The following is a 25,812-nucleotide window of genomic DNA, read 5'->3' as shown; positions in this document are numbered from 1 at the left end:
AACCGTTTCGCCTGCTATGGTTTACGCTTACACTATCCTGTAACTCAAAAAATGACAGGAAGGAGTATGTGCTATGGCTTTATTTATCAAACCGTCAGCAGGCAGATTGACAAATGGGTTCCGGGGTGCAAGTTCTTCTCATAATGGCGTTGACTGGGCACAATCAGGAACAGTGCGTGTAGTGACAGCAGCTGCAGGAACTGTCACCCGATCGTATGTATCTTCCTCTTATGGAGAAGTTATTTTCATTGTGCACCAGCTAGGGGGACAGACTTATGAAACGGTATACGCTCATTTGCGCTCCGGATCCAGGCAGGTTGGAGTAGGCGATACAGTCCGACAAGGGCAATTTATCGGCTATATGGGAAACACAGGTGATTCGACTGGCCAGCATTTGCATTTTGAGCTGCATCGAGGCAGATGGAATGCAAACAAAACAAATGCGGTTAATCCGCTCGACTATATTGGAACAAGTGCCAGCTCCCCTCAGAATTCCGCTAGTGCGGCTTATCCAGGAAGCTATATTCGAACTGGTTCGCGCGGAGAAAGTGTAAGGAAAATCCAGCAGGCCGTCGGAGTGACAGTCGATGGCATTTTCGGTCCGAACACACGCCAGGCAGTCCTTAACTTTCAGCGTAATAATGGACTTGGTGTGGATGGCATCGTCGGTCCGGAAACATGGAATAGATTGTTCTGAATTAGGGCATGCTGACAGCCAGAGGGGGCGTTAGTTATGCAAAAAAATCAGCATCTTATCGACTTTTTAAACCAGCAAATTGCCAATACAAGCGTACTGCATGTGAAACTTCAACGTTATCATTGGTATGCGAAAGGTCCATACGGCTACGTAATTGAGCAATACACAGAGGACTTGCACAAGCAGCTGGATGACATAAAGAAGTGTTTAGGAATGAGAATACTTGCCATTGGCGGCAGACCAATTGCCGTAATGAGCAAATTTCTGCAGGAAGCAACCATCCAGGAAGCAGAAGCGGATGATGAAGATTATGAGGTAGTAAAGACACTGCGTCATGACTACAGTCAGCTGGCGCAGGAGATCAAGATTACCGGCATACCGCTTGCTAGAAGGCAGGAAGATGAAGCGACAGCTGGAATGCTTATTGATATTCTTGGCAAGCTGGAATATGAAGCCATCCGCTTGACGAAATATCTTATTGATGCCAATCGATAAGCTGTGCTGCATGCACGGCTTTTCGTTTATCTTTCTCTGTCTCGTTATGCTAAACTAATGGCATGATGGCAAGAAGGAGACTAACATGAAAAAGCAAAAAGTAATCGTGGTTGTCGGACCTACGGGCGTCGGCAAGACACAACTGAGTGTTGAAATCGCCAAGAAATTTAATGGCGAGGTAATCAGCGGTGACTCCATGCAGATATATAAAGGCATGGACATTGGCACAGCGAAGGTCACCGATGAAGAGCAACAAGGAATTCCGCATCATTTAATTGATATCCGTGATCCGGAAGAGAATTACTCAGCTGCCGACTTCCAAAAAGATGTACAGGCTTGTATTGCAGAAATACACGGCCGAGGAAAAATTCCGGTCATTGCTGGAGGAACTGGACTATACATACAAGCTGCACTTTACAGCTACGACTTTTCTGAAGCAAAACGGGATGACAGCTACCAGCAGCAGCTGGAGAAAGAAGCGCAGACCCATGGTCCAAAGCATTTGCATGAGCAGCTGCAGAGGATAGATCCCATCCAGGCAGAACGCATCCATCCGAACAATGTGCGTCGTGTCATTCGTGCGCTGGAGATTTACCATCGCACAGGGAAAAGAATGAGTGATCATGAGGAAACCGCACTAGATTCCCGTTATGATGCGACAATCATTGGTTTGGAGATGGAGCGCGAACTTTTATATGAACAAATCAATCTTCGGGTTGACCGCATGCTGGCAGATGGATTGCTAGAAGAAGTACGCGCATTTTTCGAAGCTGGTCTGCGGGATACACAATCCATGCGTGCAATCGGCTATAAGGAGTTTATCCCTTATTTGGAAGGGAAAATGGACTGGGAAGATACGGTGTCTCAGCTGAAGCAAAACAGCCGTCGCTATGCCAAACGGCAATATACATGGTTCCGCAATAAAATGGAAGTCAACTGGTATACTATCACACCAGCGGAAAAAACAGAAAAGTTTACAATTATTTTAGAGGAACTTGCAGGAATGCTGACAGAAAGGTAGAAATAGGAACCGTATAGAAATTAGGAGGGGAATAGATGTCACAATCTGTAAATATTCAAGATCAATATTTGAACCAGCTGCGCAAAGAGCGTATGCAAGTTACTATCTTTCTTACAAATGGCTTCCAAATCCGCGGAACGGTGAAAGCTTTTGATAATTTCACAGTACTGTTTGAAACGGAAGGAAGACAGCAATTAATCTTCAAACATGCGATCTCTACATTCTCGCCAGTGAAGAATGTATCGCTGGATTATAAAGAACAAAGCTAAAAAAGAGCGGGTGCCACTGGCGCCCGTTTTGTTTTGTGGTGGTAAAGCGCCTTCTTGCTGAATACAGTAGATAAAGACCATTGGGCATTTGTCACGGCATGCCTGTCTTGAGCGTAAACTACTGCAGTGAGGGGTGATCATGTGGAAGCTCAAGTTACGAATACGAAGGGTAAAATCAATATCGTCCTGAAGAACCGACAACAAGAGATGGAGCAGCTGCAGCATGCAACCATCAAGCGCGATATCGATCCATTCCGTCATATCGATCAGGAATTCGCGGCATTCATCGGATTGGAAAAGCTCAAAAAAACCATCAAAGAAATTTATGCGAATGTCCATATTAACCAAAAGCGTGAAGCGGCGGGATTAAAACAGGAAAAACAAGTGCTGCATATGTTATTCGAAGGCAATCCAGGTACCGGAAAGACAACAGTCGCCCGCAAGCTCGCAGCTGTTTTCCACGAAATGAATGTACTTGATAAAGGACATTTCATTGAAGCAGAACGAGCCGATCTGGTCGGAGAATATATTGGCCATACAGCCCAAAAAACAAGGGCACTCGTGCAGCGGGCCATGGGCGGTATCTTGTTCATAGACGAAGCTTATTCGCTAGCCCGAGGTGGGGAAAAGGATTTTGGGAAGGAAGCGATTGATACATTAGTAAAACATATGGAAGATGCTTCCAACAGATTTATCCTTATCCTTGCTGGCTACCCAAGAGAAATGGCGAATTTCATGAGTTTAAATCCAGGCCTTCGCTCCCGCTTTCCAATTCAGCTCCAATTTCCCGACTACAAGTCAGAACAGCTGATGGATATTGCCAAGGGAATGCTTGCAGAGAAAGAATATCAGCTTACCAAAGAAGCAGAATGGAAGTTGAAAGAAGTTATTGTGCAGCAAAAATCAAAGCGAACAGCTGACTTCTCTAATGCCCGATTTGTTCGTAATGTACTTGAGAAAGCGATTCGTATGCAGGCAGTACGCCTCGTGCGCCATGATCACCATCTATCGACCGAGGAACTTATGAAAGTGACTGTTGCTGATTTGAATGCAGAAGAATAGTAAGCATTAGTAAAAGCTTTAGCTGACCACAGCTAGAGCTTTTTTATTTAGAGAAATTTCTCTTGAATAGACAGAAAGTGATAGGGCACGATACGTAGCAAGGAGTGCGGATAATGGGGAGAATAATCGAATTTCTAGCACGGACAGATGTTTGGCTTGGAACAATTGTTGTTGTACTAGTACCAGTTTTGAGTGCTTTACTTTTTAAGAAGCTAAAAGAGCTTCGCAGAAAAACAAATGTGCGTCCAAAACAGCATTTCATTCCGTCAAATATTGTTTTAACAGAAAAGTTAACATCCAATGTGAAAAGTATTAAAGCAATTGTCGGAGACAGTTCAGACATTATCTTTCGTCAATTTAAATTAGGCAATGATAATCGCAGCTGCAGCATTGTTCATATTGATGGGCTAGTCGATGCGCAGCAGCTGCAGCAAGCCGTTCTGCATCCGTTACTGCATGGGAAGCAAGCGAAGTCCAGACTTAATCTATTCAGAAGTCAAAGTATCAAGGATTATTTGCTGAACCACACAATTGAGGTTAGTGATATAAAAGTTACGAAAGAGATAGACAAAGTTGCTCGACAGCTGCTGTCGGGATCTGTGCTGCTGCTAGTAGATGGATTGGACGAGGTCCTCATTTTAAGTGTGAAGAAATGGATATCCAGAAGTGTAGAAGATCCAATATCAGAACCACTCGTAAGAGGTCCTAGAATGGGATTTATTGAAAATTTGCGTGACAATACGGCTATTTTGCGAAGAATGACGACAGATCCCAACCTGACTTTCACTGATTTCGAAGTGGGTGAGCGAACGAAAAAGCAGCTCACTATTGCTTATATAAGAGATATTGCCAATGATGAATTACTCACAGAAGTAAAAAGACGCATTGAAGATTTGGATATTGATCACGCTGCGGAATCCGGCTATATTGAACAGCTCATCGAGGATGATTATTTATCTATCTTTCCACAAGTGCAATCAACAGAACGACCGGATCGTGTGATGGCGGCCATTCTTGAAGGCAGAGTTGCGATCATGCTGGATGGGACGCCTTATGTATTGATTGCACCGGCAACATTTTCGGTGATGCTGCAGTCTCCAGAAGATTACTATGAACGCTGGATTCCGATGTCGCTAATTCGAGTGCTGCGGTACATAGCAGCTCTTTTAAGTGTTTTTCTGCCATCTTTTTATATTGCGTTTGTTTCGTTTCACCAAGGTTTGATACCGACTGACTTAGCACTTGCGATAGCAGGAACAAGAGTCGGTGTACCTTTTCCCACCATTATCGAAGCATTGTTGATGGAGGTATCAATCGAATTATTAAGGGAAGCGGGGGTGCGGCTGCCAAAGCCAGTAGGGCAAACTGTTGGTTTGGTAGGAGCGTTGATTATTGGAGAAGCTGCGGTTCAGGCAGGATTAGTCAGTCCTATCATGGTTATTGTCGTATCAGCTACGGCTATCTCTTCTTTTGTTTCTCCGCAATACAATGCCGGTATCGCCTTGCGATCGCTTCGTTTTCTGTCAATGTTTTCTGCTGCTTTGTTAGGTTTATACGGCATCAGTTTGTTTTTCTTAGCTTTATGTATTCATGCGGTCAAGCTGAAGAGCTTCGGGCTGCCTTATGTGACACCGGGAACGTTATACAGTAAAGAAGATTGGAAAGACTTCTTCCTCCGTTTGCCCTTGTTTACAATGCGAAAACGGCCGGCTGAATATTATCCAAAGGATCAAGTCAGAAGGAAGAAAAAGTAGGAGCTGTGCAAGATGAAGTTAGGGACAAACCAGATTACGACGACGCAGATGATTGCACTGCTATCATCTGCTTTAATTGCAGTAGGTATCTTTACGCTACCCAGAAACTTGGCATTGAAAGTTGGTACACCGGATCTATGGATAAGCACACTAATAGGCGGGATATTTAGTTATATAACGTGCTTGATTATCGTGTCTTTGTGTCTGCGTTTTAAGCAGCTTACCTTTTTTCAATTCAATAAATTAATTGTCGGTAAATGGATAGGAACGCTGCTTAGTGTTGGCTTTATCGGATACGCACTTATGATTGGCTCTTTTGAGATCCGTTCTATGGGCGAGCTAACACAGTTTTATCTGTTGGAAGAAACACCGATTACTGTCATTGTGATTAGCATGTATTGGGTGGCGATTTATCTTTTAACAAGCGGTATTAATCCTATAGCCCGCTTAATTGAAATGTTGACCCCGCTTACGATCTGTATTTTTGTAATCGTTATCTTGCTTGGACTGGAAGTGTTTGAGTTAGATAACCTGCGGCCTGTTCTCGGACTAGGAATTACGCCAGTACTCAAAGGTCTGACCCCTACTTTCCTAACATTCAGCGGTACCGAATTCCTGCTTGTTTTTATTGCAATGATGCAGAAACCGAAAGAGGCGAAGAAGGTCGCATTAATTGGTCTGGCGATTCCGGTATCTATTTATATACTTGCGGTTGTCGTCATTACAGGAGGATTATCGGTAGAAAGAATGAAGCATCAGAAATGGCCTACTTTTGCGCTTATCCAAGAATACGAATACAGAGGTGTTTTGTTTGAACGGTTTGAATCGTTATTTTTAGTAGTATGGTTAATCCAGATGTTTCTTACCTACGTCGTTTGCCACTATGTTGCGGCAAAAGGAGTGGCAACACTAACACGTCTGTCTTATAAAAAAGCGAGCTACATGCTTTTAGCGGCAGTTTACTTTATCTGTTTGATTCCAAGTGACCTAAATCAATTAGAGAAGATGGGAACACTTATTGGCTGGACGAGCTTTGCATTTTCATTCTTAGTGCCTGCGCTGCTGCTTTTAATTGCGTGGATGAGGGGGCTGAAGCTGGATGATGAGCAAAGGAGTAGTGCGTAAATTCAGTCTGTGCATGGTAGTGCTTTTGTGCTTGTCTGGCTGCTGGGATAGCTCTGATATTGAGAATATAGGTTTCGCTATTGGATTTGGGATAGATCCTGGCGATGATGAGCAGGCACCGATCCAGCTAACCACGCAAGTTGCATCGACAAAGAAACAAGGTGGTCAAGCTGCAACAGCGCAGCAAGGAAAACTGTTTCAAAATATTACACTTAAAGGAAATAGTATGCAAGATATCCTGCGCAGTTTAGCACTGCAGCTGCCATACCCAGTATTTACTGATCATCTGGAAACAATTGTGATTAATGAAGATACAGCTAGCGATTACGATCTATTCATTTTGCTAGATCAAATGCTTCGTGATAATGTTACACGTTCTAGCCCAGCTGTTTTACTAACAAAACAGACAGCGGGTGATGTGTTAGACGTCAATATAGAGGGGGAAATAACAAGCAGATATATTAATAATTTTTTCGAGAATGAATCGTCCACAATGAAGATTCTTCCGCAAAAGCGTCTCGGGGAAGTCACGGCTAATCTGATAGCGGGTACAAGCGTTATTTTGCCAAGTGTAACGAAAGGGAAGAATACAGTTAGACTTGATGGTGCAGGTGTTATTCGCGCAAAAGATAACAAGCTTGCTGGTTTCTTAACAGATAATGAGGTAGAGGGTATTAATTGGTTGTCAGGAAATGGAGAAGGCGGTTTGCTTAACTACAAGGACGAAAAAGGAAATACGATTATCTATGAAATCCAGCATTATAAAGCAAAGCCAAAACCTCATTACCAGAATGGAAAATTGTCTTTTGATGTGCAAATAACAGCACAAGGTTGGATTACGGAAGATTGGTCACTAACAAGTAACAATTTATCTGAAAATTATATAGCTAAATTGGAGAGATTGGCTGGAGATGAGGTTGTTAAGATAATGGAAGGTACGATGGAAAAGCTGCAGCAAGATTTTAAAACGGATGTAGTGCAGTTTTATGATAGCTTTCGGATTGCCTACCCAAGAGACTATCAGAAAATGAAGAAGGATTGGGACACTTATTTTGCCAATGCTGACGTGCAGTACGATGTGGAAATAAAGATTGTGAATACAGGGGATTTAGTGAAGGAAGGTAGGCTTAAGTAAAGAAAGGCAGTGATATAATGTCTCAGTCGAAATACTTAACCTAAATTCCTAAGCCTTCGTTATAAATGCGAAGGCTTTTTCAGCTTATTATAGGGTATAATGACATATGGAAAGGGTGACAGCATGGAACGTGTATTATTGATGGCAGTACATCATCAGAATCAAACACTAGAGCGATTTCAATCATCGCTGGACGAATTAGAAGCGTTAACAAAAACAGCAGGCGGAGAAGTGGCAGGTTTTGTCACGCAAAAAAGAGATCGTCTGCATCCTGGTACTTATGTGGGCGAAGGAAAACTACAGGAGCTTGCGGATCTCGTCGAAGAGGAAGAACCGCTTTTGGTTATCTCTAACGACGAATTATCGCCAGGTCAATTAAAAAATATCAGCAACCGGGTCGGAGTGCGTGTGATTGACCGGAGTCAGCTGATTCTTGATATATTTGCTACAAGAGCACATACAAGAGAAGGAAAGCTACAAGTAGAGCTTGCCCAAATGCAGTATTTGCTGCCAAGGCTATATGGCCAAGGTACGGAGATGAGCCGGCTTGGTGCTGGTATCGGAACAAGAGGACCTGGGGAGACGAAACTTGAGACCGACAGACGGCATATCCGCCGCCGTATTGATGAAATCAAGCATCAGCTAAAAGCGGTTGTGTCTCACCGTTCGCGTTACCGAGAGCGCCGTAAGACAAATAAGGCTTTCCAAATTGCTTTAGTGGGTTATACAAACGCAGGCAAATCCACCATTTTCAATCGATTGACCGGTAATGAAAGTTTAGAGCAGGATCAGCTGTTTGCCACGTTGGATCCGATGACGCGCCGTATGCGTTTGCCGTCAGGCTTCCAGGCGTTGCTGACGGATACGGTTGGATTTATTCAAGATTTACCGACTGCTTTAATCGCTGCTTTTCGATCAACACTCGAGGAAGTAACGGAAGCAGATTTTATCATTCATATGGTCAATAGTGCGCATCCGGATCATGAGCAGCAGCAAGCGACTGTTTTAAAATTGCTCGATGAACTTGGGGCAAATCAATTACCAATATTGACTGTTTACAATAAGACGGATCTTTTGACAGAGGATTTCATTCCGAGTGCGCATCCGTATGTGCAAATATCTGCTTTTAAAGAAGAAGACCGCAGACGTGTCATGGAAAAAGTCCAGGAAATGATTCAGGAAGCAAGCGAATTGTATGATACAATCGTACCTGCATCTGGCGGGCGTCTTTTGGACAAGATCGCCCAGGAAACCATTATGACAAAACGTGCATTCAACGAAGAGTTGGATGCTTATGAGGTGAGCGGCTATATTATGAGCGAACACCCGCTTTACCATCAGTTGAAAGGAAAGAATGAAGTATGATACACGAAACAGCAAGAAGAACAGAAGAAGAGACAAGTGCCGAGCGCGCTAAGATTGATAAAATCGTCGAGCAGAATCAAAAACGCGTGATGGATGCATTTCGCCACCAGCGTGTGAGCGACAGCCATTTTAATCCTACCACTGGTTATGGGTACGATGACTTTGGACGCGAAACGTTGGAGCAAGTATATGCAGAGGTATTCGGAGGGGAAGATGCGCTCGTCCGTCCGCAGATTGTCTCTGGTACACATGCAATTACAACTGCTTTGTTTGGCGTTCTGCGTCCAGATGACCAGCTTTTGTATATTACCGGGAAACCGTACGATACGCTAGAAGGTGTTATTGGCAATCGGGCAGAAGATACAGGATCGCTAAAGGACTTTGGTGTCATGTATGATGCAGTTGATCTCACCGAAGACGGAGCAATTGACTATACAGCTGTGGAAGAAAAGCTATCTCAAAAAACGAAGGTGGTGGCAATCCAGCGTTCGAAAGGATATGCCGACCGGCCTTCTTTTTCTGTTTCAGAGATCGGTGAGATGGTTTCTTTTGTAAAAGAGAAGCATCCGGAAGCTGTTATCTTCGTCGATAACTGTTATGGTGAATTTGCTGAAACAGAGGAACCATTGCATGTTGGGGCGGATTTGATAGCTGGATCACTCATTAAGAATCCAGGCGGCGGCATTGTCCGCGCCGGCGGCTACATCGCCGGCCGTTCTGATTTGATTGAACTATGCGCCAACCGGCTGACTGCTCCAGGTCTTGGCAAAGAGACAGGAGCATCACTAGGTATGCTGCAGGAGCTGTTCCAAGGGTTCTTCTTGGCGCCGCATGTAGTAGGTGAGGCGTTAAAGGGAGCAATCTTCACATCCCGATTCCTGGAACTGCTCGGATTTTCGACTTCTCCCAAATTCGATAGTAAACGCGTAGACTTGATTCAATCCGTGAACTTCCATTCTGCTGATCAAATGATAGCCTTTTGCCAAGCTATCCAGCATGCATCACCTGTTAATGCACACGTGACGCCGCAAGCTGCACCGATGCCAGGTTATGAAAGTGACGTGATTATGGCGGCCGGAACCTTTATTCAAGGCGCCAGCTTGGAATTAACTGCCGATGGGCCAATTCGTGCACCGTATACAGCTTTTGTCCAAGGTGGACTCACGTATACGCACGTTAAACTCGCTATTAAAGACGCAGCGCAAAACCTATTAGAAAAAGGCTTAATAGCAAGTAATGAAGCATAATAAAAAAATTCATGTTAACTAAGCTAACATGTGTTGACATTTAAAATTACCTGCGTATATAATAAGCGTAGAGTACATAAGGAAAGGGGATGGACGATTATGAGTGATATGAATCGCCGATCTATGCCCTTGTTCTCTATTGGAATTGTAAAATCACTTACTGCACTAACAGCAAGACAAATCCGTTATTACGAAGATAACGGACTGATTTTCCCAGCAAGAACAGAAGGCAATCAGCGTCTTTTCTCATTTAATGATGTGGATCGACTGCTGGAAATCAAGGAATTGATCGATAAAGGGATCAACCTTGCCGGAATTAAGCAAATGCTGCCAACTAGAGAGAAACCAGCAGCAGAAACGCTTGAAACCCCGATTGAACCGGAAATATCAGATAAAGCACTAAGACAGATGCTGCGTCAGGAATTGATGGATACCGGCCGCTTGGGCAAAGCTTCGTTACGTCAGGGAGAATTATCACGATTCTTCCATTAATAGAGGAGGAGAAAGAATGGCGAAATTTACTAGAGAAGATGTAATCAAAACAATCAAGGAGGAAAACGTAAAGTTTATTCGTTTACAGTTTACCGACTTGCTTGGCACAATTAAAAACGTAGAAATCCCGCTTAGCCAGCTAGACAAAGCATTGGATAATGAAATGATGTTTGACGGATCTTCTATTGAAGGTTTCGTGCGCATTGAAGAATCTGACATGAAGCTATACCCAGACTTGGATACATTTGTTGTATTCCCATGGACTAGTGAAAAAGGCAAAGTGGCACGTTTTATCTGTGATATCTACACTCCAGAAGGCGAACCATTCGAAGGCTGCCCGCGTTACAACCTAAAACGCAACCTAAAGAAAATGGAAGAGCTTGGATTCTCTGCTTTCAATATTGGTACAGAGCCGGAATTCTTCTTATTCAAACTAGATGAAAATGGCGAACCATCTTTGGAATTGAATGATAAAGGCGGATACTTCGACCTTGCTCCAACCGACTTGGGTGAAACTTGCCGTCGTGATATCGTACTAGAACTGGAAGAAATGGGCTTTGAAATCGAAGCTTCCCACCATGAAGTGGCACCAGGTCAGCACGAAATCGACTTCAAATATGCACATGCACTAAAGCATGCGGATGATATCCAGACATTTAAACTCGTAGTAAAAACAATCGCCAGAAAACATGGCTTGCATGCAACATTTATGCCAAAACCACTTTACGGTGTGAACGGTTCTGGTATGCACTGCAACATGTCTCTATTCAAAGATGGCAAGAACGCGTTTTATGACGAAAGTGGCGAGTTGAAGCTTTCAGAAACAGCATATCAGTTCATCGCAGGTACTCTAAAACATGCGATTAACTTCACGGCTGTGACGAACCCAACTGTAAACTCCTATAAGCGTCTTGTACCTGGCTACGAAGCACCATGCTACGTTGCATGGTCCGGTAAAAACCGCAGCCCATTAATCCGTGTTCCATCTGCACGCGGCATGAGCACACGCGTAGAAGTACGCAGCGTCGATCCAGCTGCTAACCCATACCTAGCAATGAGCGTTCTGCTTGCTGCAGGACTAGACGGTATTCGAAACAACATGGATGCACCAGCTTCCATCGACCGCAACATCTACGTGATGGACAAAGCAGAAAGAGAAAAGAACGGCGTAGCAGATCTTCCAGCTACACTATTCGACGCACTTGAGCAGCTTAAAGCTGACGAAACAATCGTTGAAGCACTAGGCGAGCACCTATTCGAACACTTCATTGAAGCAAAAGAAATCGAATGGGATATGTTCCGCACGCAGGTACATCCATGGGAACGTTCTCAGTATATGGAGAACTTCTAATCTATTGATCTATAAACCTCTGATACTATTTGTATCAGAGGTTTTTTTATAGGGAATTTCTTTATATTAGGTAATACAAACGAAGGCGCTCTTCCGAAAGAAGAAGACGTCTTTTCAATGTTAGGACTAACAGCAATCAGTACCAAAATAAAAGCAGCAATTATAAAGAAAGCAGACAGGTCGATAACTGATAAGTATAATGATTGGAAAAAACTCACGGGAATGAATGATAGTAAATACAAGTCTGCAGCATGTTCTAAAAGACACATTAGAAACACATCAGCGTGGTAGTATGTTTAAAAAGGAGCTATCATGAAGAAAAAAATTATATTAATTGTTATTTTAATAAGTACAATACTTTTAAGTATTCATTTTATCGATAGGCATAATGCTGAGAAAAAAATCGATCAGTACATTCAAGACTATGGTATTTCTATAGATGAAATAAGTGAAGAATATTACCCTTTGTTTAATTCATTAAATTCAACTCCTGGCTTTGCTAAAGTGATAGTTACGAAAGATGACAAGGAGAACAGTTACATATTTGATTACGATAAGGAAGATGATAAAGTTATTTTTTCTGCTAATGTATATGGCAATGGCGGGATTACTTTCGGAGATGAACTAATGACAGAGCTTAAACATCAACCTTCTGATAAAGTATTACCTTAATAAAGAGGTTGAGATATAACTAGTCAAATACTTTGACAAAGGAATTCGAAATGTGACGACAGGAAAATTATGAGTTATATATTGTGGCAGGAATGGCTAGCGAACAAATCGACTGCACTAGATTATGTAGTTAATGGAGAAGGTATATTAGTAGGAGGAATTTATTAATTGATTACGGATATTATGTGGGGTATCGAAATTTTAATAGGCAGAGTTTTATATTTTGGTGCAATACCTGCAATTATTTATGCATTATATTTGCTGCAAAAAATTTCTAAAAAGTAAGCTGCCGAGCGAATTGCCCATTCCGAATAGGGAAATGGGCTTTTTTGTTTGCTCAAATATAACATTTGTCATTTATAACTTGATGAATTTCTTGTGAATTATCCATACAAATGGTGTGTGTAGCTCGCTTCTGTAAATTATGATTAGAAAAGAAGTATTCTGAACTGCAGCTTTTTCCTAATCAGATAAATAAGGCGGCCTAATGTCTGCTAGGATAATCAAAACACCGTGGACAGCCCTGGAGCCCTTACGTACGATAAACCGAAAGGAGCTAGATACGAATGGCTAGAGTATCATTAGACACGTTGCTGCGTCGTTCGGAAAGAAATATGGGGAATGGCATGAATCCTATCGTTAAGCAGACTGCGCTGGAGGTAATTCGGCGGGCATATAAGGAAGGCATCAATGTACAGATCTCGCAGGGTATGCGGACATATGCAGAGCAGAACAGATTGTATGCACAAGGTCGGACTGCGCCGGGAAGTATCGTAACTAATGCTCAAGGTGGTCAGTCCAACCATAACTTTGGCTTGGCGGTAGATTTCTTCCTGATTACTTGGGATGGCACGAAAGCTACTTGGACAGTAAATGACAATTGGCGCCGGGTAGCCGCTATCGCTAAAAGTCTCGGCTTTGAATGGGGCGGTGACTGGAGAAGCTTCAAAGACTATCCTCACCTCGAGATGACGGGCGGTCTTTCTACAGCCCAGCTGCGCGCAGGGAGCAGACCAAGTCTGACTGATCGTACTGGCACGAGTACACCCCTGCCTAGTAATAATGGTAATAGCAGCAGCCCAGCGTCTCGCGGCACGGAATTGGTTAAGAGAGTACAAAGATGGGCGAACCAATACAAGGAAGAAGCAGGTTTTCGGGCGCTTGATGTGGATGGATTAAATGGTCCGCTAACAATGGATGCTTTGCTGCGAATTTGTCAGCTGTTCGGCAAGACAGCCATTGATGGTTTATGGGGTCCTAGAACAAAAGCCGCCGTGCCAGAACAGAGTATAAGCAATCATCAGCCAGGTTGGACGCGTTTAATTCAAGCTACGCTCGTATGTTTAGGATACAACTTAAGCATTGATGGTATTTACGGCACTAACACGCGAGACATGGTACGTGCTTACCAGCGCAACCAAGGTATTAGTGTTGATGGCATTGCTGGTCCAGAAACATTTGAAGAATTCTTTAAAACTGCTTAATAACAGCCCTCCCTTATGCGGAGGGTCTTTTTATTGCGTGTTATTACATAATTATGTAGGTCTTTAAGAATGGTGATTTAAATTCATCCACGTTACCTTGAATTATCCTTCTTTCATCGTCAAAAATCTTGGCATCTTATCCCTGTTTTACAGCTGTCTCCAAGTTGGTATCCTAATAATCTGGAAATACAGCTGTGCCTAAAGAGGGAGATAATCTTGACAAGAAAGTGCACTAACCAAATAATGGAGAATAGATGTGACATAACAGTTTAGGGAGATAAAAATTGAAGTATCTCGTTACTATCGTATACGCTATCCTTTTCTTATATTTCGTAAGTAAAAGCAGGCTTCGAAAAAAACTGGGTTTACCTGACAACAGTTAGACCATTGTTTATGAGCAGTACCTGGGCTTTATTGACGATAGTGGATAAGAAAAAGAAGAAAAAAAGAAATACGTAAGCATATAACATGTTCTGTATATTGCAATATCTATGAGGTAGAGCAGATAATCCAAAATAGCTTGGAGGAAAGCTGATGAAGCGTTTTATTATCTTTGTTTCGGTATTAATAGCAGTGATGTTAACTGGATGTAGTAACTCAGAAAGAATGGCTACATCCGAGAAATCTCTTCAAAGAGTCTCTGTCTCTAAGTCTAAAGGTTATGGCGGCTTAAACGAAGCGTTTTTTTGGAATGCTGACAGTCTCAATGAAATGAAATTATTTGAAGAGATGATAAACAGCGCTAGAAAGGAAGAGGTGAAAACAGGCGATCCTGCTTACGATGTGTTGCTAGATTACGGCGAAGGGGAGTCTGGAGGAGAAAGAGTTATCCATATTATCGAGTCAGATGATGGAAGATGGCTGCTTACATATGATGGACACGAAGATAAAACGTATGCTGCCACAAAAGAAAGCTCTCAACCGGTTAAAGACTTAATTGAATCTGTCCATAGATGAAGGGGTTTAATTTTTCATTTAAACTATGAGATCGTCTTCTCCAAGTAATTTATGTCTTCATAGCTTAGGAACAGAGGTGAGAATCATACGTACAAACCGAATCTTAATAGTTATGGCGATCGTAATACTCTTAATAAATTTCCCTATAAATATGTATCTGCTAAATTATTCGCCTGAGCCAACAGGTACTTTCATTGCCATGATTATAATCTGCGTTGTTATGATGAGATTAATAAATGAAAAAGGATAAATAAGTAAAAAAACAGAAACTATTAATTTTCCGCTGTGAGACGCATAGCTCTCTTATCTTTTATTACTGTGACTAGCATATATATGTTAAACAAGACAGCAATAGAAATCATTATTGTTAAGCTGTATGAAACGCTTATATGAAAAATCCTACTTACAACATTTATTAACGGGAAAGTTATCAAAAAACTGGAAAACCGAGTCTTTCTGTTGGGGTCTTCCCCTTCCTTTCGGTGAGATTTTAAAAAACTCAGCGACAGCCACGTGATAAACGGTAAATAGTGAGCAAGCAAAATAATAATAATAAATATGAGCAAAATCGAAAACATCCTTCCAACCTATCAGTTAATCCTTCAATCTTGATTATCATTCTAGTATTATCCAATTAATACTTATTAAAATTTTAACATATGATTCCATAAATGTAATCGATAAATATAAGTAAGGTGAAAGAATGAATCCAATAAAAGAAATTGCTCCGAAAGAAAGGTGAGTGGTTGGCTGCAGAAGCTGAATGCATTTGGACCGCGATATACCGGAAATGCAGCGCATAAAGCATCTATAAAACTTCTTTGCACAAAGCTCAGGGTGGAAGTATATAGAGATAGACAACTTTTTACGAAATGGGAGGAAAAAAATAGCATTTGTCTGTTGAAAACGTATGCGGGAATGCTCGGATTTTTAGCTAAGAAACAGCTTAAGCTTTCATTCTTTTTTAGAAAGGGGGCAAAACAATGAACAAAAAGAGGTTTCTCCTGCGACTGTCTTTAGCCATCATGATGGGGTCACTGCTGCTGTCTGTAATTCTGTCTGTCTTTACAGAAGTACATCCTGTTTACATAGACGCTCTCAAAATAGCCGCTTTATGCGTGGCGTTCTTTATGCTTATTCTCTCATTTATGGTGAATAACAGCTGACTTATCATATTAAGAGGGAAAGCAAAATCAACTGCGTTCCCTCTGGATTAGCCTCTCGGTGGAAATGGATCGTTGCCATAAGAGTCACGTTCTCTTATTTTTCCATCCTTTCCATGGATGAAATGCTCTCCTTTATCTTTCTTGGCTGCATCTTTACCATAACGCATGGCTTCCTTTTGTGTATCAAAATGAGCAGATGCTCTTTTTGCACTTTCTTTTTTCACCTGCCAATTGCCGTTCCAATCGGGAGTAGTATGATAGTTAGTCATAATTTCACCTCCATTAGTTGTATACCACTAATGGATAAGTTGAATTCCTCTTTCTGCAAGTGAAAGTAATTTCTTCGCAAGCTGTTATTTGACTTGTCACTTAATTGTAAATGAATGTGCAGATTTAGCTAATCTTGTCGATTAATGAAAAGTATAAAGAGGGAGGAGATCACACGCCCAGACTGTATGTTGAAATACTGGAACAGTTAGAAGCAGACAAAAGATAATAAAAAAGAGGGGCTTGCCGGATAGGTAAGCTCCTCTTTATTTATACAGCTGTTTAACGTTCTTTTAGATAATAGTCATCCATATTATGTCCGTTCTTGCGGTAGCTTCGTGTGTATCCGCATTTACATGTATCAGAAACGCTATCAATCTTGTGACGGCCTCGTATTTTGCAAACCAACTTGTAAATCAGCTTCACGATTCCACCTACTTTCTAACATTTGGTTAAATCATATTCTAATATACCCGAAATATGTGTCGAAAATTGCTAGAAAGTATGTAAAATTTATGAAAAAAATCGGCCGAAGCCGATTCTATTGAATAGAGCGGTACAGACCGATTACTTTACCGAGAATACTTACATTAGAAAGAATAATAGGATCCATTGTACTGTTCTCCGGCTGCAGGCGGATTTGGTTTTCTTCCTTGAAGAAACGCTTCACAGTTGCTTCATTGTCCTCTGTCATTGCAACAACAATTTCGCCGTTTTGAGCAATCTGCTGCTGTTTTACAATAACCATGTCACCATCGAGAATGCCTGCTTCAATCATACTTTCTCCAACAACGACTAAGACGAAGATATTATCATCCGGGCCGACGAGGTGATTCGGAACCGGCACATACTCTTCAATATTCTCCACTGCGGTAATGGGAATACCAGCAGTTACTTTACCAATTACTGGTGCGTAGTTCGGTTCACCGCGTGGGATATCTGTCTCATCCTCATTCTCAAGTGAGAGAACTTCAATAGCTCTGGGCTTTGTCGGGTCTCGGCGGATTAGTCCTTTCTTCTCCAAGCGGGAAAGATGGCCGTGTACGGTGGAACTGGATGCCAGACCTACTGCCTCGCCTATTTCTCTAACGGATGGCGGGTAGCCTTTATCTAGAACTTGCTCTTTTATGTAAGCTAAAATTGCTTCCTGTCTTTTCGATAGTTTCATCATGTATCGAACACCCCGTGCATATAGTTTTATTACATACAGTATATCATGATAGATTTCAATATACAAACATCCGTTCGAAAAAACCTCTTGACTAGAACTTGTGTTCGTATATAATGGAATTAACGATAAGAACGCTTGTTCCTAAAAACATTTTTTATTTGGAGGAATCTACTATGTTAAAGAAACTATCAAAATCTGATTTGTTCTATTATGTATTATTCGGCTTCACGCTTTTCTTCCTATACTTTACACTTGTCATGAGTGTTTAATTAGCTGAATGAGAGGATACACCAATGAAAGCAGTCATCTATTGCAGAGTTAGTACAGAAAAAGACGAGCAGGCTAGCTCGATTGAACGGCAGCGCGAGGAGCTTATCAGTCTTGCGGCCACATCCAATATTGAAGTCATCGATATCATTGAAGAAAAACAGAGCGGATACGAGATCGAACGGCCTGGTATTTTCAAGATGTTAGATTTATTTACGGCTGGTGAAGCGGATTGTCTTTTAATCCAGGACGAGACACGACTGGGCAGGGGGAATACAAAGATAGCTCTGTTCCACCATCTCCAAAAGCTGGAGGTGGGGGTCTATACGTTAAATCAGCAAGGCGAGTTCCAGCTATCAGAATCGGATGATATGGTACTTCGAATCGTAGGAATTGTAGAAGAATACCAGCGGAAGATTCACAATATGAAAATAAAAAGAGGCATGCGGCGCGCAATTGCCGGCGGTTATGATCCGAGCAAGAATTTGAGTAACCAGCAAGCTGCACCTGGCAGGGAACGAATTGAATTCCCTATTGAAGAAGTTGTACGGCTGCGAAACAACAAGCTGACATTCCATGAAATTAGCTCTGTTTTGCGGGGGATGGGATTCGACGTATCAAAAGCGACCGTACATAGAAGGTACCAGGAGTATGTTTCGCTTGAAACAGACGACACCAGCAGGTAACATAGTGTATGTTAACTTTAATGCTTAAAGGAGCATACGCATATGATATCTAAAGACAAATTGGCGCGCATCAATGCGCTAGCACATAAAGCGAAAACAGAAGGTCTCTCTTTAGGAGAACAGAAAGAGCAGAAAGAACTAAGACAAGAATATTTGAAGAATGTTCGCTCTTCTTTCAAGAATCAATTTAAGACAATGACAGTCGTGGACCGTGAAGGCAACGACGTTACACCAGAAAAAGTAAAAAAGTTGCGTGATGAAGAATAAGAAGGAAATGGCTGACATTATGTACAGCCTTTCCTTCTTTTTTTCTCATATAAATCCTTGTTTATTAAGCGATTTCAGTATAGGATGAACAAGAGTACATAATAAGTTAAGTGAAAGGGATGTTCACATGGTTCATACAACAGAATTGCTTTCCATTAATACAATTCGTACGTTATCTATTGATGCAATTGAAGCTGCTAATTCCGGTCACCCAGGAATGCCGATGGGTGCTGCGCCTATGGCTTATACGCTATTTACGGATTTCATGACCCACAATCCGAAAAATTCGCATTGGTTTAACCGTGACCGTTTCGTATTATCTGCCGGACATGGTTCTATGCTGCTTTATTCTCTTTTGCATTTGTCTGGATATAAGGTATCTATTGACGATTTAAAATCTTTCCGTCAGTTCGGTTCCCGTACGCCAGGCCATCCGGAAGTACATCATACAGACGGTGTGGAAGCGACAACTGGCCCGCTTGGACAAGGTATCGCAATGGCAACAGGTATGGCAATGGCAGAAGCACATTTAGCTGCAAAATATAATAAAGCTGACTTCCCGGTTGTTGATCATTATACGTATGCAATTTGCGGTGATGGTGACTTGATGGAAGGAATTTCACATGAAACAGCATCACTTGCCGGTCATTTAGGATTGGACAAGCTGATTGTATTGTATGATTCCAATGATATTTCCCTAGATGGCGATTTGCATCATAGCTTCTCTGAGAATATCGAAGATCGTTTTAAAGCGTATGGCTGGCAAGTAATCCGCGTTGAAGAAGGTACTGATGTGGATTCAATTCGTGCGGCAGTGAAAGAAGCAAAAGCGAATACTTCACAACCGACACTTATTGAAGTAAAAACAGTCATCGGATTCGGTTCTCCGAATAAATCAGCGAAAAGCGCTTCCCATGGTGCGCCGCTTGGTGTAGATGAGGTCAAATTAACGAAAGAAGCTTACAAATGGGCGCATGATGATTTCCATGTGCCGAACGAAGTTTACAGTGATTTTGAAGAAAAAGTTGTGAAAAAAGGTGCAGAAGCGGAAGAGGCTTGGAATGCACTATTCGCTAAGTATGAAGAAGCACATCCAGAGCTAGCGAAAGAACTGGCTACAGCAATAAAAGGTGAGCTTCCTGAAGGTTGGACGGATACACTGCCAACATACGAAGAAGGCAAAGACAAGACAGCTACTCGTGCCGCATCTGGTAAAGTGCTGAATGCGATTGCTGATGCTGTTCCAAGCCTATTCGGAGGCAGTGCGGACCTTGCTGGATCAAACAAAACACTTCTTGCAAAAGAAGAGAACTTCACTAAAAACAACTATAGCGGCCGCAACATATGGTTCGGTGTGCGTGAATTTGCGATGGGTGCTGCTTTGAACGGAATGGCGCTGCATGGCGGTTTGAAAGTTTACGGCGGAACATTCTTCGTCTTTAGTGACTACTTGCGTCCGGCTATTCGTCTATCAGCACTAATGGGAGCACCTGTGACATACGTATTGACACACGATTCCATTGCTGTCGGAGAAGATGGTCCTACGCATGAACCGATTGAACAATTGCCATCCTTGCGTGCAATGCCTGGATTGAGTGTCGTTCGTCCAGCAGATGGCAATGAAACACAAGCTGCTTGGAGATTAGCGCTTGAATCAGAAAAGATTCCTTCCGCGCTTGTATTGACGCGTCAGGATCTGCCTACACTGCCATCTACACAGGAGGCAGCGTACGAAGGCGTGAAGAAAGGTGCATACGTTGTCAGCCCAGCAAACAAAGAGACAGCAGATGTATTGCTGTTGGCGACTGGATCTGAAGTACAGCTTGCTGTACGTGCACAAGAGGCACTTCGTGAGAAAAACATTGAAGCTTCTGTTGTCAGCATGCCTTCATGGGATCGTTTCGAACTGCAGGATCAGTCCTACAAAGACAGCGTTCTGCCTCCGGCTGTGAAGAAACGCGTGGGTATCGAAATGGCTTCCCCACTTGGATGGGAAAAGTATGTTGGTGATGAAGGTAAAGTGATCGGCATCAACACATTCGGTGCTTCTGGTAACGGAAATAAATTGATTGAAGCATTCGGATTCACTGTCGAGAATGTTATCAAGCAAGTAGAATCTATCTTAGATTAACGAGAAAGGTCGGCCATTTCGATGGCCGACCTTTTTATATGACAAAAATCGATGAAAGCCCTGCATCTTCGTGTCTCTTTGCAACAAGTTCCGAGGGATTAAGCAAGTCCTAACGGGTATACTAATTAACAAAGGGTGAAGGAGGACAAGCTTATGAAAGAATACTTCGTCTATTGGGTGAAACATGAGATTTATTTTCGCTATTTTTATAAAACGGATATCCTCTACCGCTTTCTCCTCTCCAGTCAAGCGGAAAATACAGCTTATGTACAAGATCAGCTCGACTATATTACGTATGACTTTCCGCACGGTGCCTCACTAGAGCACGGAGAAGATAATGTTCATATTGAGACAGATACACGTTATCTTCGCATCGTTTGTGATAGTTTAACGACCGCTGAAGAGACCATATTCACAGAGCTTCGTCAGTTTGATTCTTCCTTCTTTATAATTGAACCGGCAGCTGACAATTGCGGGTGGATTTCGCCTATCATAAAAAATGACTTGCAATCACGGGTTCATCTATTGTATTCTTCCTTTTGATTGTCTATACTAGATTAGAGATATTTTGAAGGAGGAAGCCAATATGAGCACGATCTGGATCGTACTTATTGCACTGGCTACATTGATTATCGGCGTCGCTCTTGGATTTTTCATCGCTCGTAAATACATGATGAACTATCTTAAAAAGAACCCGCCAATTAATGAACAGATGCTTCGTACAATGATGATGCAAATGGGTCAAAAACCATCACAAAAGAAAATTAACCAAATGATGCGCGCAATGAACAACCAACAAGGTAAATAAGCAATTATTTCTATATAGCTTTAACATTTCAAGTTGGCGGTATAGCATTGCAAACAAGGGGTTTGATTGCTGTTATGAGCTAATTAAATCCAGGAACCACTTTTTCTGTCTAGAAATTAAGCAGAGAGGGTGGTTTTTTTGTTGTTAGAAGTTTCATTAGATAAATCGTGCCACTGAAATGCAGCAATTTATCTAATGTAAAGTATGGATTATTTTCTCCAAGAAATTGTTGGAGGGCTGCGAAAAGGAATATCCTTTAACTTGTAGAATTGAGACAGAAAGGGGGAGTATTCTTTTGGAATACATACATAAAACTATTCTTAAAGTGTGGAACGAAGATATAAAAAATGACTATGAGCAAAAATCTCTTTTAAGAGAAGATACTTTGAAAAATGCTTTTTATTTTCATCTCAGAAGACGATTGGGTGAAGAATACTTAATCACCAGGAACTTGCGTATTTATACAGAATATCAAATTAATAAAAATAAAGTTGACTTGGTAGTTGTAGAAATTGATCCCGTAAAAGCTGAATACGAAGATTGGAAAGATTGCGTTATAAGGGTACTTATTTCTGTAGAGATGAAGTATAAAAATAGACATACAAGAAATGACATAATATCTGCAGATGTTGATAAGATCAGTAATTATATTACAGACTGGGGGAAGGATACAAAACATTATCTAGCGGTCATTCAAGAAAAGTATTATGCAGAAGACAACGTAAAGAATTGGATCACTGTAGAAAAAGTAACAAACTCTAATGGCAATGTTACTGAGCTCTTTGCATATTGGGATAACAAAACTGATAAAACAATATGGAGATCAGCAGAACTTTAAAAATGTTAAAGAAATATAAACTCTCTATCTGTCTTAACAAGGAGAAAAGAGGAGGCTTACTATATGGATGAGACGATACGTAGAATTATTAAACGATACATACATTACTGTGTTACCATTCTAACTAATCACTCGGAAGGTGCTTACTCTTAAACCAAAAAATTAAAAGCGAGGTGATGATTTGAGCAACTTCTTAATCCCGGTTCTAGCCATTGCTCTTGCAGCCGTGCTGCTTGTCTACCAGAGTGTTGTGTTTCCTTTTTTGCTTTTTATCGCGATGTTATCTACAACTGGACTTATTGACCGAATAAATGATAAAAGTTCTGGCTCAAAGCATCATATATTCGAAATCATTTTTAGAACAGTGTTATCTATTGGGATAGTTTTTACCGTTTTAGATGTATTTAATTTGTGGGTTGATGGAACTTTATTTGTATATATTCCCTTACTAATTTTATTGGCATTTCGCCTGGTTTATGAGTATGTGCTTTACAAATCAATTAGTGGAAAGCACGCATAACAGTGGTTCCCAATCTTGTGAACCTGCATAGCGGGAAAAAGGTGATGTGAATTATCGTTGCCGCTTACGTAGTATTTTCTAACTATATTTTTTCACCAGCTTGATAATAACTGGAGCATAAACTGCTGTTGTTAGTATCAAAAACAGATTACTAGATATGTCAATGATACTACTGGAAACAATGGCGACATACGTTAAGAATGTGAATAAGTATAAATATTCGAATGTCTTATTTGCTCTCGAGAAAATAGGGACATTTGTGATGTACAGTAGATTACCAATAAAGAAGATAGACAATGCCATGCTACCCGCTCCTGTTCAATATTTATACTTAATGTAGCATGCTTCAACTTTATTTGTCAAAATAATCAGATAATGATTCGCTTGTGTGAATTAAGCAACATAGGAATCGTCTTAACTTAAGCCCCAGTAAAGATGTTTAGCTTATCACAAAACAAGGTATGTGAATGACAAAAAGGAGTGAGAAAAATATGAAGCACGTAAAAGCACTAGTGATGAAGTTCATCATGATTCTTGCTGTTTTGTGGATTGTTTTCACCATAATGTTCGATACGGAGTTTAGTGATACGCTGCTGATAAGTGCTATATTGACTGTTGCTGCATATATAATAGGGGATTTGCTCATCCTAAGCAGAGCTGGCGATCGGAGCAAACCAGGTGGCGATTATACGAAACGCAATGCAATAGCTACCATTAGTGATGCGATTTTAACATTTTTTGTGCTTTGGGTGTTAGGTGAGGTACTCCTGAGCCCTGATAATAATGTTATTCTTGCGTCTTTGATTTCGACAGTTGTGATTGGAATTGGTGAGGGCTTCTTCCATCGCTATGTAAACAATCAAGTAATAAAAGATCGTAATGCACAGACTGTCGGTATGTTTTGAACTGTGCTATAGTGTAGATGAAATATAAGCAGGAATCCCCAGGTGGGATTCCTTTTAACTGTACGTAGCGAGTGGAGGAGATGTGATGGGAGTAACGATTATACTAGCTTTGTCTGCTGGGTTTCTTTCTTTCCTTTCTCCATGTGTACTTCCGCTGTATCCGGCGTTTCTTTCATATTTAACAGGAGTAAATCCGGGCTTTGATAAACAAGGACCTCGTGCTGCCGGCTGGCTTTGGCATACACTTTTCTTCCTAATCGGCTTTTCGGCCATTTTCTTACTGCTGGGATATAGTGCTTTTGCATTGTCGAAATGGCTTTATGTTTATCAGTCCTACATACGTGTGTTAGGAGGCGTGCTGCTCATTTTCTTCGGATCCGTACAGATTGGCCTGTTAGGGGGGAGATGGCAGTCGTCGAAAACGTTTGTGCGCTTTAAAAACCGGCCGCCAGGGTATGTTGGGTCAATGCTCATTGGTTTATCGTTCGCAATGGGATGGACACCTTGTACAGGTCCTATACTAGCTGGTATTATGACAAGTGCTGCCTTGCAGCCGCTGGAAGCTGTTCCACTGATGCTAGCTTATATAATAGGTTTTAGTATTCCATTTTTTGTTTGGGGCTTCTTCGGGTACAAATTACAAAAGCTGCAAAGAGCAGGAAAGCTTTTGCACGAACTGAGTGGGTATTTGCTAATTGTTATTGGCGTTTTACTTTTATTTGATCTAACTACAAGGATTACAGCATTTTTAGCTAGTTTTTTCTCCTTTTATGGCTTTTAATTCGTGAAAAAAGACAAGAAGTAGTTTAAAATATGAAGGGAAAGGGTGTCGCTTGTGGAAAACTCTCCAAACAATTTAATCTTTAAAACAACAACTGTGTTAATTTCCTTCCTATTGCTTGGTTTTTCGGTCTATTTATTCTTTTCAGGCCATAATTCGCCAGGTGGTGGGTTTATCGGAGGACTAGGGACGGCAGCGGCCTTAGTGCTTATGTATATGGCTTATGGCTTCAAGACTGTCAGCAACGTTCTGCCAATTAACTATCGTATTTTAACGATGACAGGTGTGCTGATTGCTATTTTGACAAGTGCAGGTTCCTTTGTATTTGGACAGCCGTTTCTTAGTCAGACATTTACATATGTACATGTACCATTAATAGGTAAGATGGAATTGGCAACGGCAACGCTTTTCGATTTGGGCGTGTATCTTACCGTGGTCGGTATCGCCTTAACCATTATATTATCTATCGCACAAGATCGTTCAACCAGTGAGGAGAATACCAGTGGCCAAGATACTTATAGTAGATGATGCAAAATTTATGCGGAAAACATTAAGCGCTCTGCTAACGGAGGCTCATCATGAAATTGCTGGCGAGGCATCTGATGGGAATGAAGCTATCTCCAAATTCCAGGAAACAAAGCCTGATATTGTATTTATGGATATTACTATGCCGCATAAGGACGGGCTTGCCGCTTTGAAGGAAATCATCAGTATGGATCCTTCTGCTAAGATTATTATGTGCTCCGCTATGGGGCAGCAGCGTATTGTCATGCAGGCAATTGAGCTTGGGGCAAAAGATTTTATCACAAAGCCTTTTGAAGATGCACGTGTGCTAGAAACGGTGGAGCGAATTCTCGCTTAATTAGATTGTAATTGAAA

Annotated in this window: 29 protein-coding genes and 1 pseudogene; 28 read left to right on the top strand and 2 right to left on the bottom strand. The window is 41.5% G+C overall.

Features of this window, described 5'->3' with window-relative positions; all coding sequences use genetic code 11:
• Window positions 1–73: 73 nt before the first annotated feature.
• The 17 genes and pseudogenes from B1K52_RS18340 to B1K52_RS14310 form a co-directional block, all read left to right on the top strand.
• Window positions 74–469, top strand: a pseudogene (locus B1K52_RS18340) (M23 family metallopeptidase); the annotation flags it as partial.
• A 108-nt stretch (window positions 470–577) separates the two neighbouring features.
• Window positions 578–697, top strand: a complete 120-nt coding sequence (locus tag B1K52_RS18335) for a peptidoglycan-binding domain-containing protein (protein WP_256855972.1) — start codon at window positions 578–580, stop codon at window positions 695–697.
• A 36-nt stretch (window positions 698–733) separates the two neighbouring features.
• Entirely contained in the window at window positions 734–1,192 is a 459-nt protein-coding gene (locus B1K52_RS14385) for a Dps family protein (protein ID WP_077309401.1), read from the top strand.
• 85 nt (window positions 1,193–1,277) lie between these two features.
• A complete protein-coding gene (miaA, locus tag B1K52_RS14380) occupies window positions 1,278–2,213 on the top strand; it encodes a tRNA (adenosine(37)-N6)-dimethylallyltransferase MiaA (RefSeq protein ID WP_077309399.1) in 936 nt (311 codons plus the stop codon).
• Between the two features lie 35 nt (window positions 2,214–2,248).
• On the top strand, window positions 2,249–2,482 hold the full coding sequence (gene hfq, locus B1K52_RS14375) for an RNA chaperone Hfq (RefSeq protein WP_077309397.1): 234 nt from the start codon (window positions 2,249–2,251) through the stop codon (window positions 2,480–2,482).
• A gap of 141 nt (window positions 2,483–2,623) precedes the next feature.
• Window positions 2,624–3,544: an AAA family ATPase gene (locus tag B1K52_RS14370; RefSeq protein ID WP_256855929.1), complete on the top strand. Its 921-nt coding sequence runs from the start codon at window positions 2,624–2,626 to the stop codon at window positions 3,542–3,544.
• Window positions 3,545–3,657: 113 nt separating this feature from the next.
• A complete protein-coding gene (locus tag B1K52_RS14365) occupies window positions 3,658–5,298 on the top strand; it encodes a spore germination protein (protein WP_077309395.1) in 1,641 nt (546 codons plus the stop codon).
• 12 nt (window positions 5,299–5,310) lie between these two features.
• Entirely contained in the window at window positions 5,311–6,423 is a 1,113-nt protein-coding gene (locus tag B1K52_RS14360) for a GerAB/ArcD/ProY family transporter (protein ID WP_077309393.1), read from the top strand.
• Window positions 6,398–7,558 (top strand): Ger(x)C family spore germination protein, encoded by a 1,161-nt coding sequence (locus tag B1K52_RS14355; protein ID WP_077309391.1) that lies wholly within the window; start codon window positions 6,398–6,400, stop codon window positions 7,556–7,558. Before B1K52_RS14360 ends, B1K52_RS14355 begins: the two co-directional genes overlap by 26 nt.
• 123 nt (window positions 7,559–7,681) lie before the next feature.
• A complete protein-coding gene (gene hflX / locus B1K52_RS14350; RefSeq protein ID WP_143588892.1) occupies window positions 7,682–8,923 on the top strand; it encodes a GTPase HflX in 1,242 nt (413 codons plus the stop codon).
• Entirely contained in the window at window positions 8,920–10,170 is a 1,251-nt protein-coding gene (locus B1K52_RS14345; protein ID WP_077309387.1) for a methionine gamma-lyase family protein, read from the top strand. The genes hflX and B1K52_RS14345 overlap by 4 nt, the downstream gene beginning before the upstream one ends.
• Window positions 10,171–10,269: 99 nt before the next feature.
• Complete coding sequence (locus B1K52_RS14340) at window positions 10,270–10,662, top strand: MerR family transcriptional regulator (protein ID WP_077309385.1); 393 nt, start codon at window positions 10,270–10,272, stop codon at window positions 10,660–10,662.
• A 16-nt stretch (window positions 10,663–10,678) separates the two neighbouring features.
• Window positions 10,679–12,013 (top strand): type I glutamate--ammonia ligase, encoded by a 1,335-nt coding sequence (gene glnA / locus B1K52_RS14335; RefSeq protein ID WP_077309383.1) that lies wholly within the window; start codon window positions 10,679–10,681, stop codon window positions 12,011–12,013.
• Window positions 12,014–12,325: 312 nt separating this feature from the next.
• Window positions 12,326–12,685, top strand: a complete 360-nt coding sequence (locus B1K52_RS14330; RefSeq protein ID WP_077309381.1) for a DUF3139 domain-containing protein — start codon at window positions 12,326–12,328, stop codon at window positions 12,683–12,685.
• A gap of 566 nt (window positions 12,686–13,251) precedes the next feature.
• Window positions 13,252–14,169 (top strand): peptidoglycan-binding protein, encoded by a 918-nt coding sequence (locus tag B1K52_RS14325; RefSeq protein ID WP_077309379.1) that lies wholly within the window; start codon window positions 13,252–13,254, stop codon window positions 14,167–14,169.
• A 534-nt stretch (window positions 14,170–14,703) separates the two neighbouring features.
• A complete protein-coding gene (locus B1K52_RS14320; RefSeq protein WP_077309377.1) occupies window positions 14,704–15,126 on the top strand; it encodes a hypothetical protein in 423 nt (140 codons plus the stop codon).
• 983 nt (window positions 15,127–16,109) lie between these two features.
• On the top strand, window positions 16,110–16,292 hold the full coding sequence (locus B1K52_RS14310; protein ID WP_077309373.1) for a hypothetical protein: 183 nt from the start codon (window positions 16,110–16,112) through the stop codon (window positions 16,290–16,292).
• A gap of 47 nt (window positions 16,293–16,339) precedes the next feature.
• On the opposite strand, the gene B1K52_RS14305 is transcribed toward B1K52_RS14310, so the two are convergent.
• Entirely contained in the window at window positions 16,340–16,561 is a 222-nt protein-coding gene (locus B1K52_RS14305; protein ID WP_077309371.1) for a DUF2188 domain-containing protein, read from the bottom strand.
• A gap of 539 nt (window positions 16,562–17,100) precedes the next feature.
• Entirely contained in the window at window positions 17,101–17,730 is a 630-nt protein-coding gene (gene lexA, locus B1K52_RS14300) for a transcriptional repressor LexA (protein WP_077309369.1), read from the bottom strand.
• 293 nt (window positions 17,731–18,023) lie between these two features.
• Here lexA and B1K52_RS14295 point away from each other — a divergent pair, with 293 nt between their 5' ends.
• The 11 genes from B1K52_RS14295 to B1K52_RS14240 all read left to right on the top strand — a co-directional run bounded on the left by B1K52_RS14295 (window position 18,024) and on the right by B1K52_RS14240 (window position 25,795).
• Window positions 18,024–18,683, top strand: a complete 660-nt coding sequence (locus tag B1K52_RS14295; RefSeq protein ID WP_077309367.1) for a YneB family resolvase-like protein — start codon at window positions 18,024–18,026, stop codon at window positions 18,681–18,683.
• A gap of 42 nt (window positions 18,684–18,725) precedes the next feature.
• Entirely contained in the window at window positions 18,726–18,950 is a 225-nt protein-coding gene (locus B1K52_RS14290; RefSeq protein ID WP_077309365.1) for a DUF896 domain-containing protein, read from the top strand.
• 127 nt (window positions 18,951–19,077) lie between these two features.
• Window positions 19,078–21,081, top strand: coding sequence for a transketolase (gene tkt, locus B1K52_RS14285; RefSeq protein WP_077309363.1), 2,004 nt, complete (start codon window positions 19,078–19,080; stop codon window positions 21,079–21,081).
• A 153-nt stretch (window positions 21,082–21,234) separates the two neighbouring features.
• Window positions 21,235–21,624 carry a sporulation inhibitor of replication protein SirA gene (sirA, locus tag B1K52_RS14280; protein WP_077309361.1) on the top strand — a complete coding sequence of 130 codons (390 nt, stop codon included), beginning with the start codon at window positions 21,235–21,237 and terminating at the stop codon, window positions 21,622–21,624.
• Between the two features lie 43 nt (window positions 21,625–21,667).
• A complete protein-coding gene (locus B1K52_RS14275) occupies window positions 21,668–21,889 on the top strand; it encodes a YneF family protein (protein ID WP_077309359.1) in 222 nt (73 codons plus the stop codon).
• A 295-nt stretch (window positions 21,890–22,184) separates the two neighbouring features.
• Complete coding sequence (locus B1K52_RS14270) at window positions 22,185–22,727, top strand: hypothetical protein (protein WP_256855928.1); 543 nt, start codon at window positions 22,185–22,187, stop codon at window positions 22,725–22,727.
• A 181-nt stretch (window positions 22,728–22,908) separates the two neighbouring features.
• Window positions 22,909–23,247 (top strand): hypothetical protein, encoded by a 339-nt coding sequence (locus B1K52_RS14265; protein ID WP_077309357.1) that lies wholly within the window; start codon window positions 22,909–22,911, stop codon window positions 23,245–23,247.
• Between the two features lie 491 nt (window positions 23,248–23,738).
• A complete protein-coding gene (locus tag B1K52_RS14255) occupies window positions 23,739–24,152 on the top strand; it encodes a YndM family protein (RefSeq protein ID WP_077309353.1) in 414 nt (137 codons plus the stop codon).
• Window positions 24,153–24,237: 85 nt separating this feature from the next.
• Window positions 24,238–24,933: a cytochrome c biogenesis CcdA family protein gene (locus tag B1K52_RS14250; protein ID WP_077309351.1), complete on the top strand. Its 696-nt coding sequence runs from the start codon at window positions 24,238–24,240 to the stop codon at window positions 24,931–24,933.
• A gap of 54 nt (window positions 24,934–24,987) precedes the next feature.
• On the top strand, window positions 24,988–25,461 hold the full coding sequence (locus B1K52_RS14245) for a Na(+)/H(+) antiporter subunit B (protein WP_077310613.1): 474 nt from the start codon (window positions 24,988–24,990) through the stop codon (window positions 25,459–25,461).
• A complete protein-coding gene (locus B1K52_RS14240; RefSeq protein ID WP_077309349.1) occupies window positions 25,436–25,795 on the top strand; it encodes a response regulator in 360 nt (119 codons plus the stop codon). The genes B1K52_RS14245 and B1K52_RS14240 overlap by 26 nt, the downstream gene beginning before the upstream one ends.
• The last annotated feature ends 17 nt before the right edge of the window (window positions 25,796–25,812 follow it).

Origin of the sequence: Terribacillus halophilus (assembly GCF_900162685.1) — a bacterium.
GTDB classification, from domain to species: domain Bacteria; phylum Bacillota; class Bacilli; order Bacillales; family Amphibacillaceae; genus Terribacillus; species Terribacillus halophilus_A.
The sequence above is the reverse complement of the archived record's forward strand: the minus strand, read 5'-3'. Positions and strand labels throughout refer to the sequence as shown.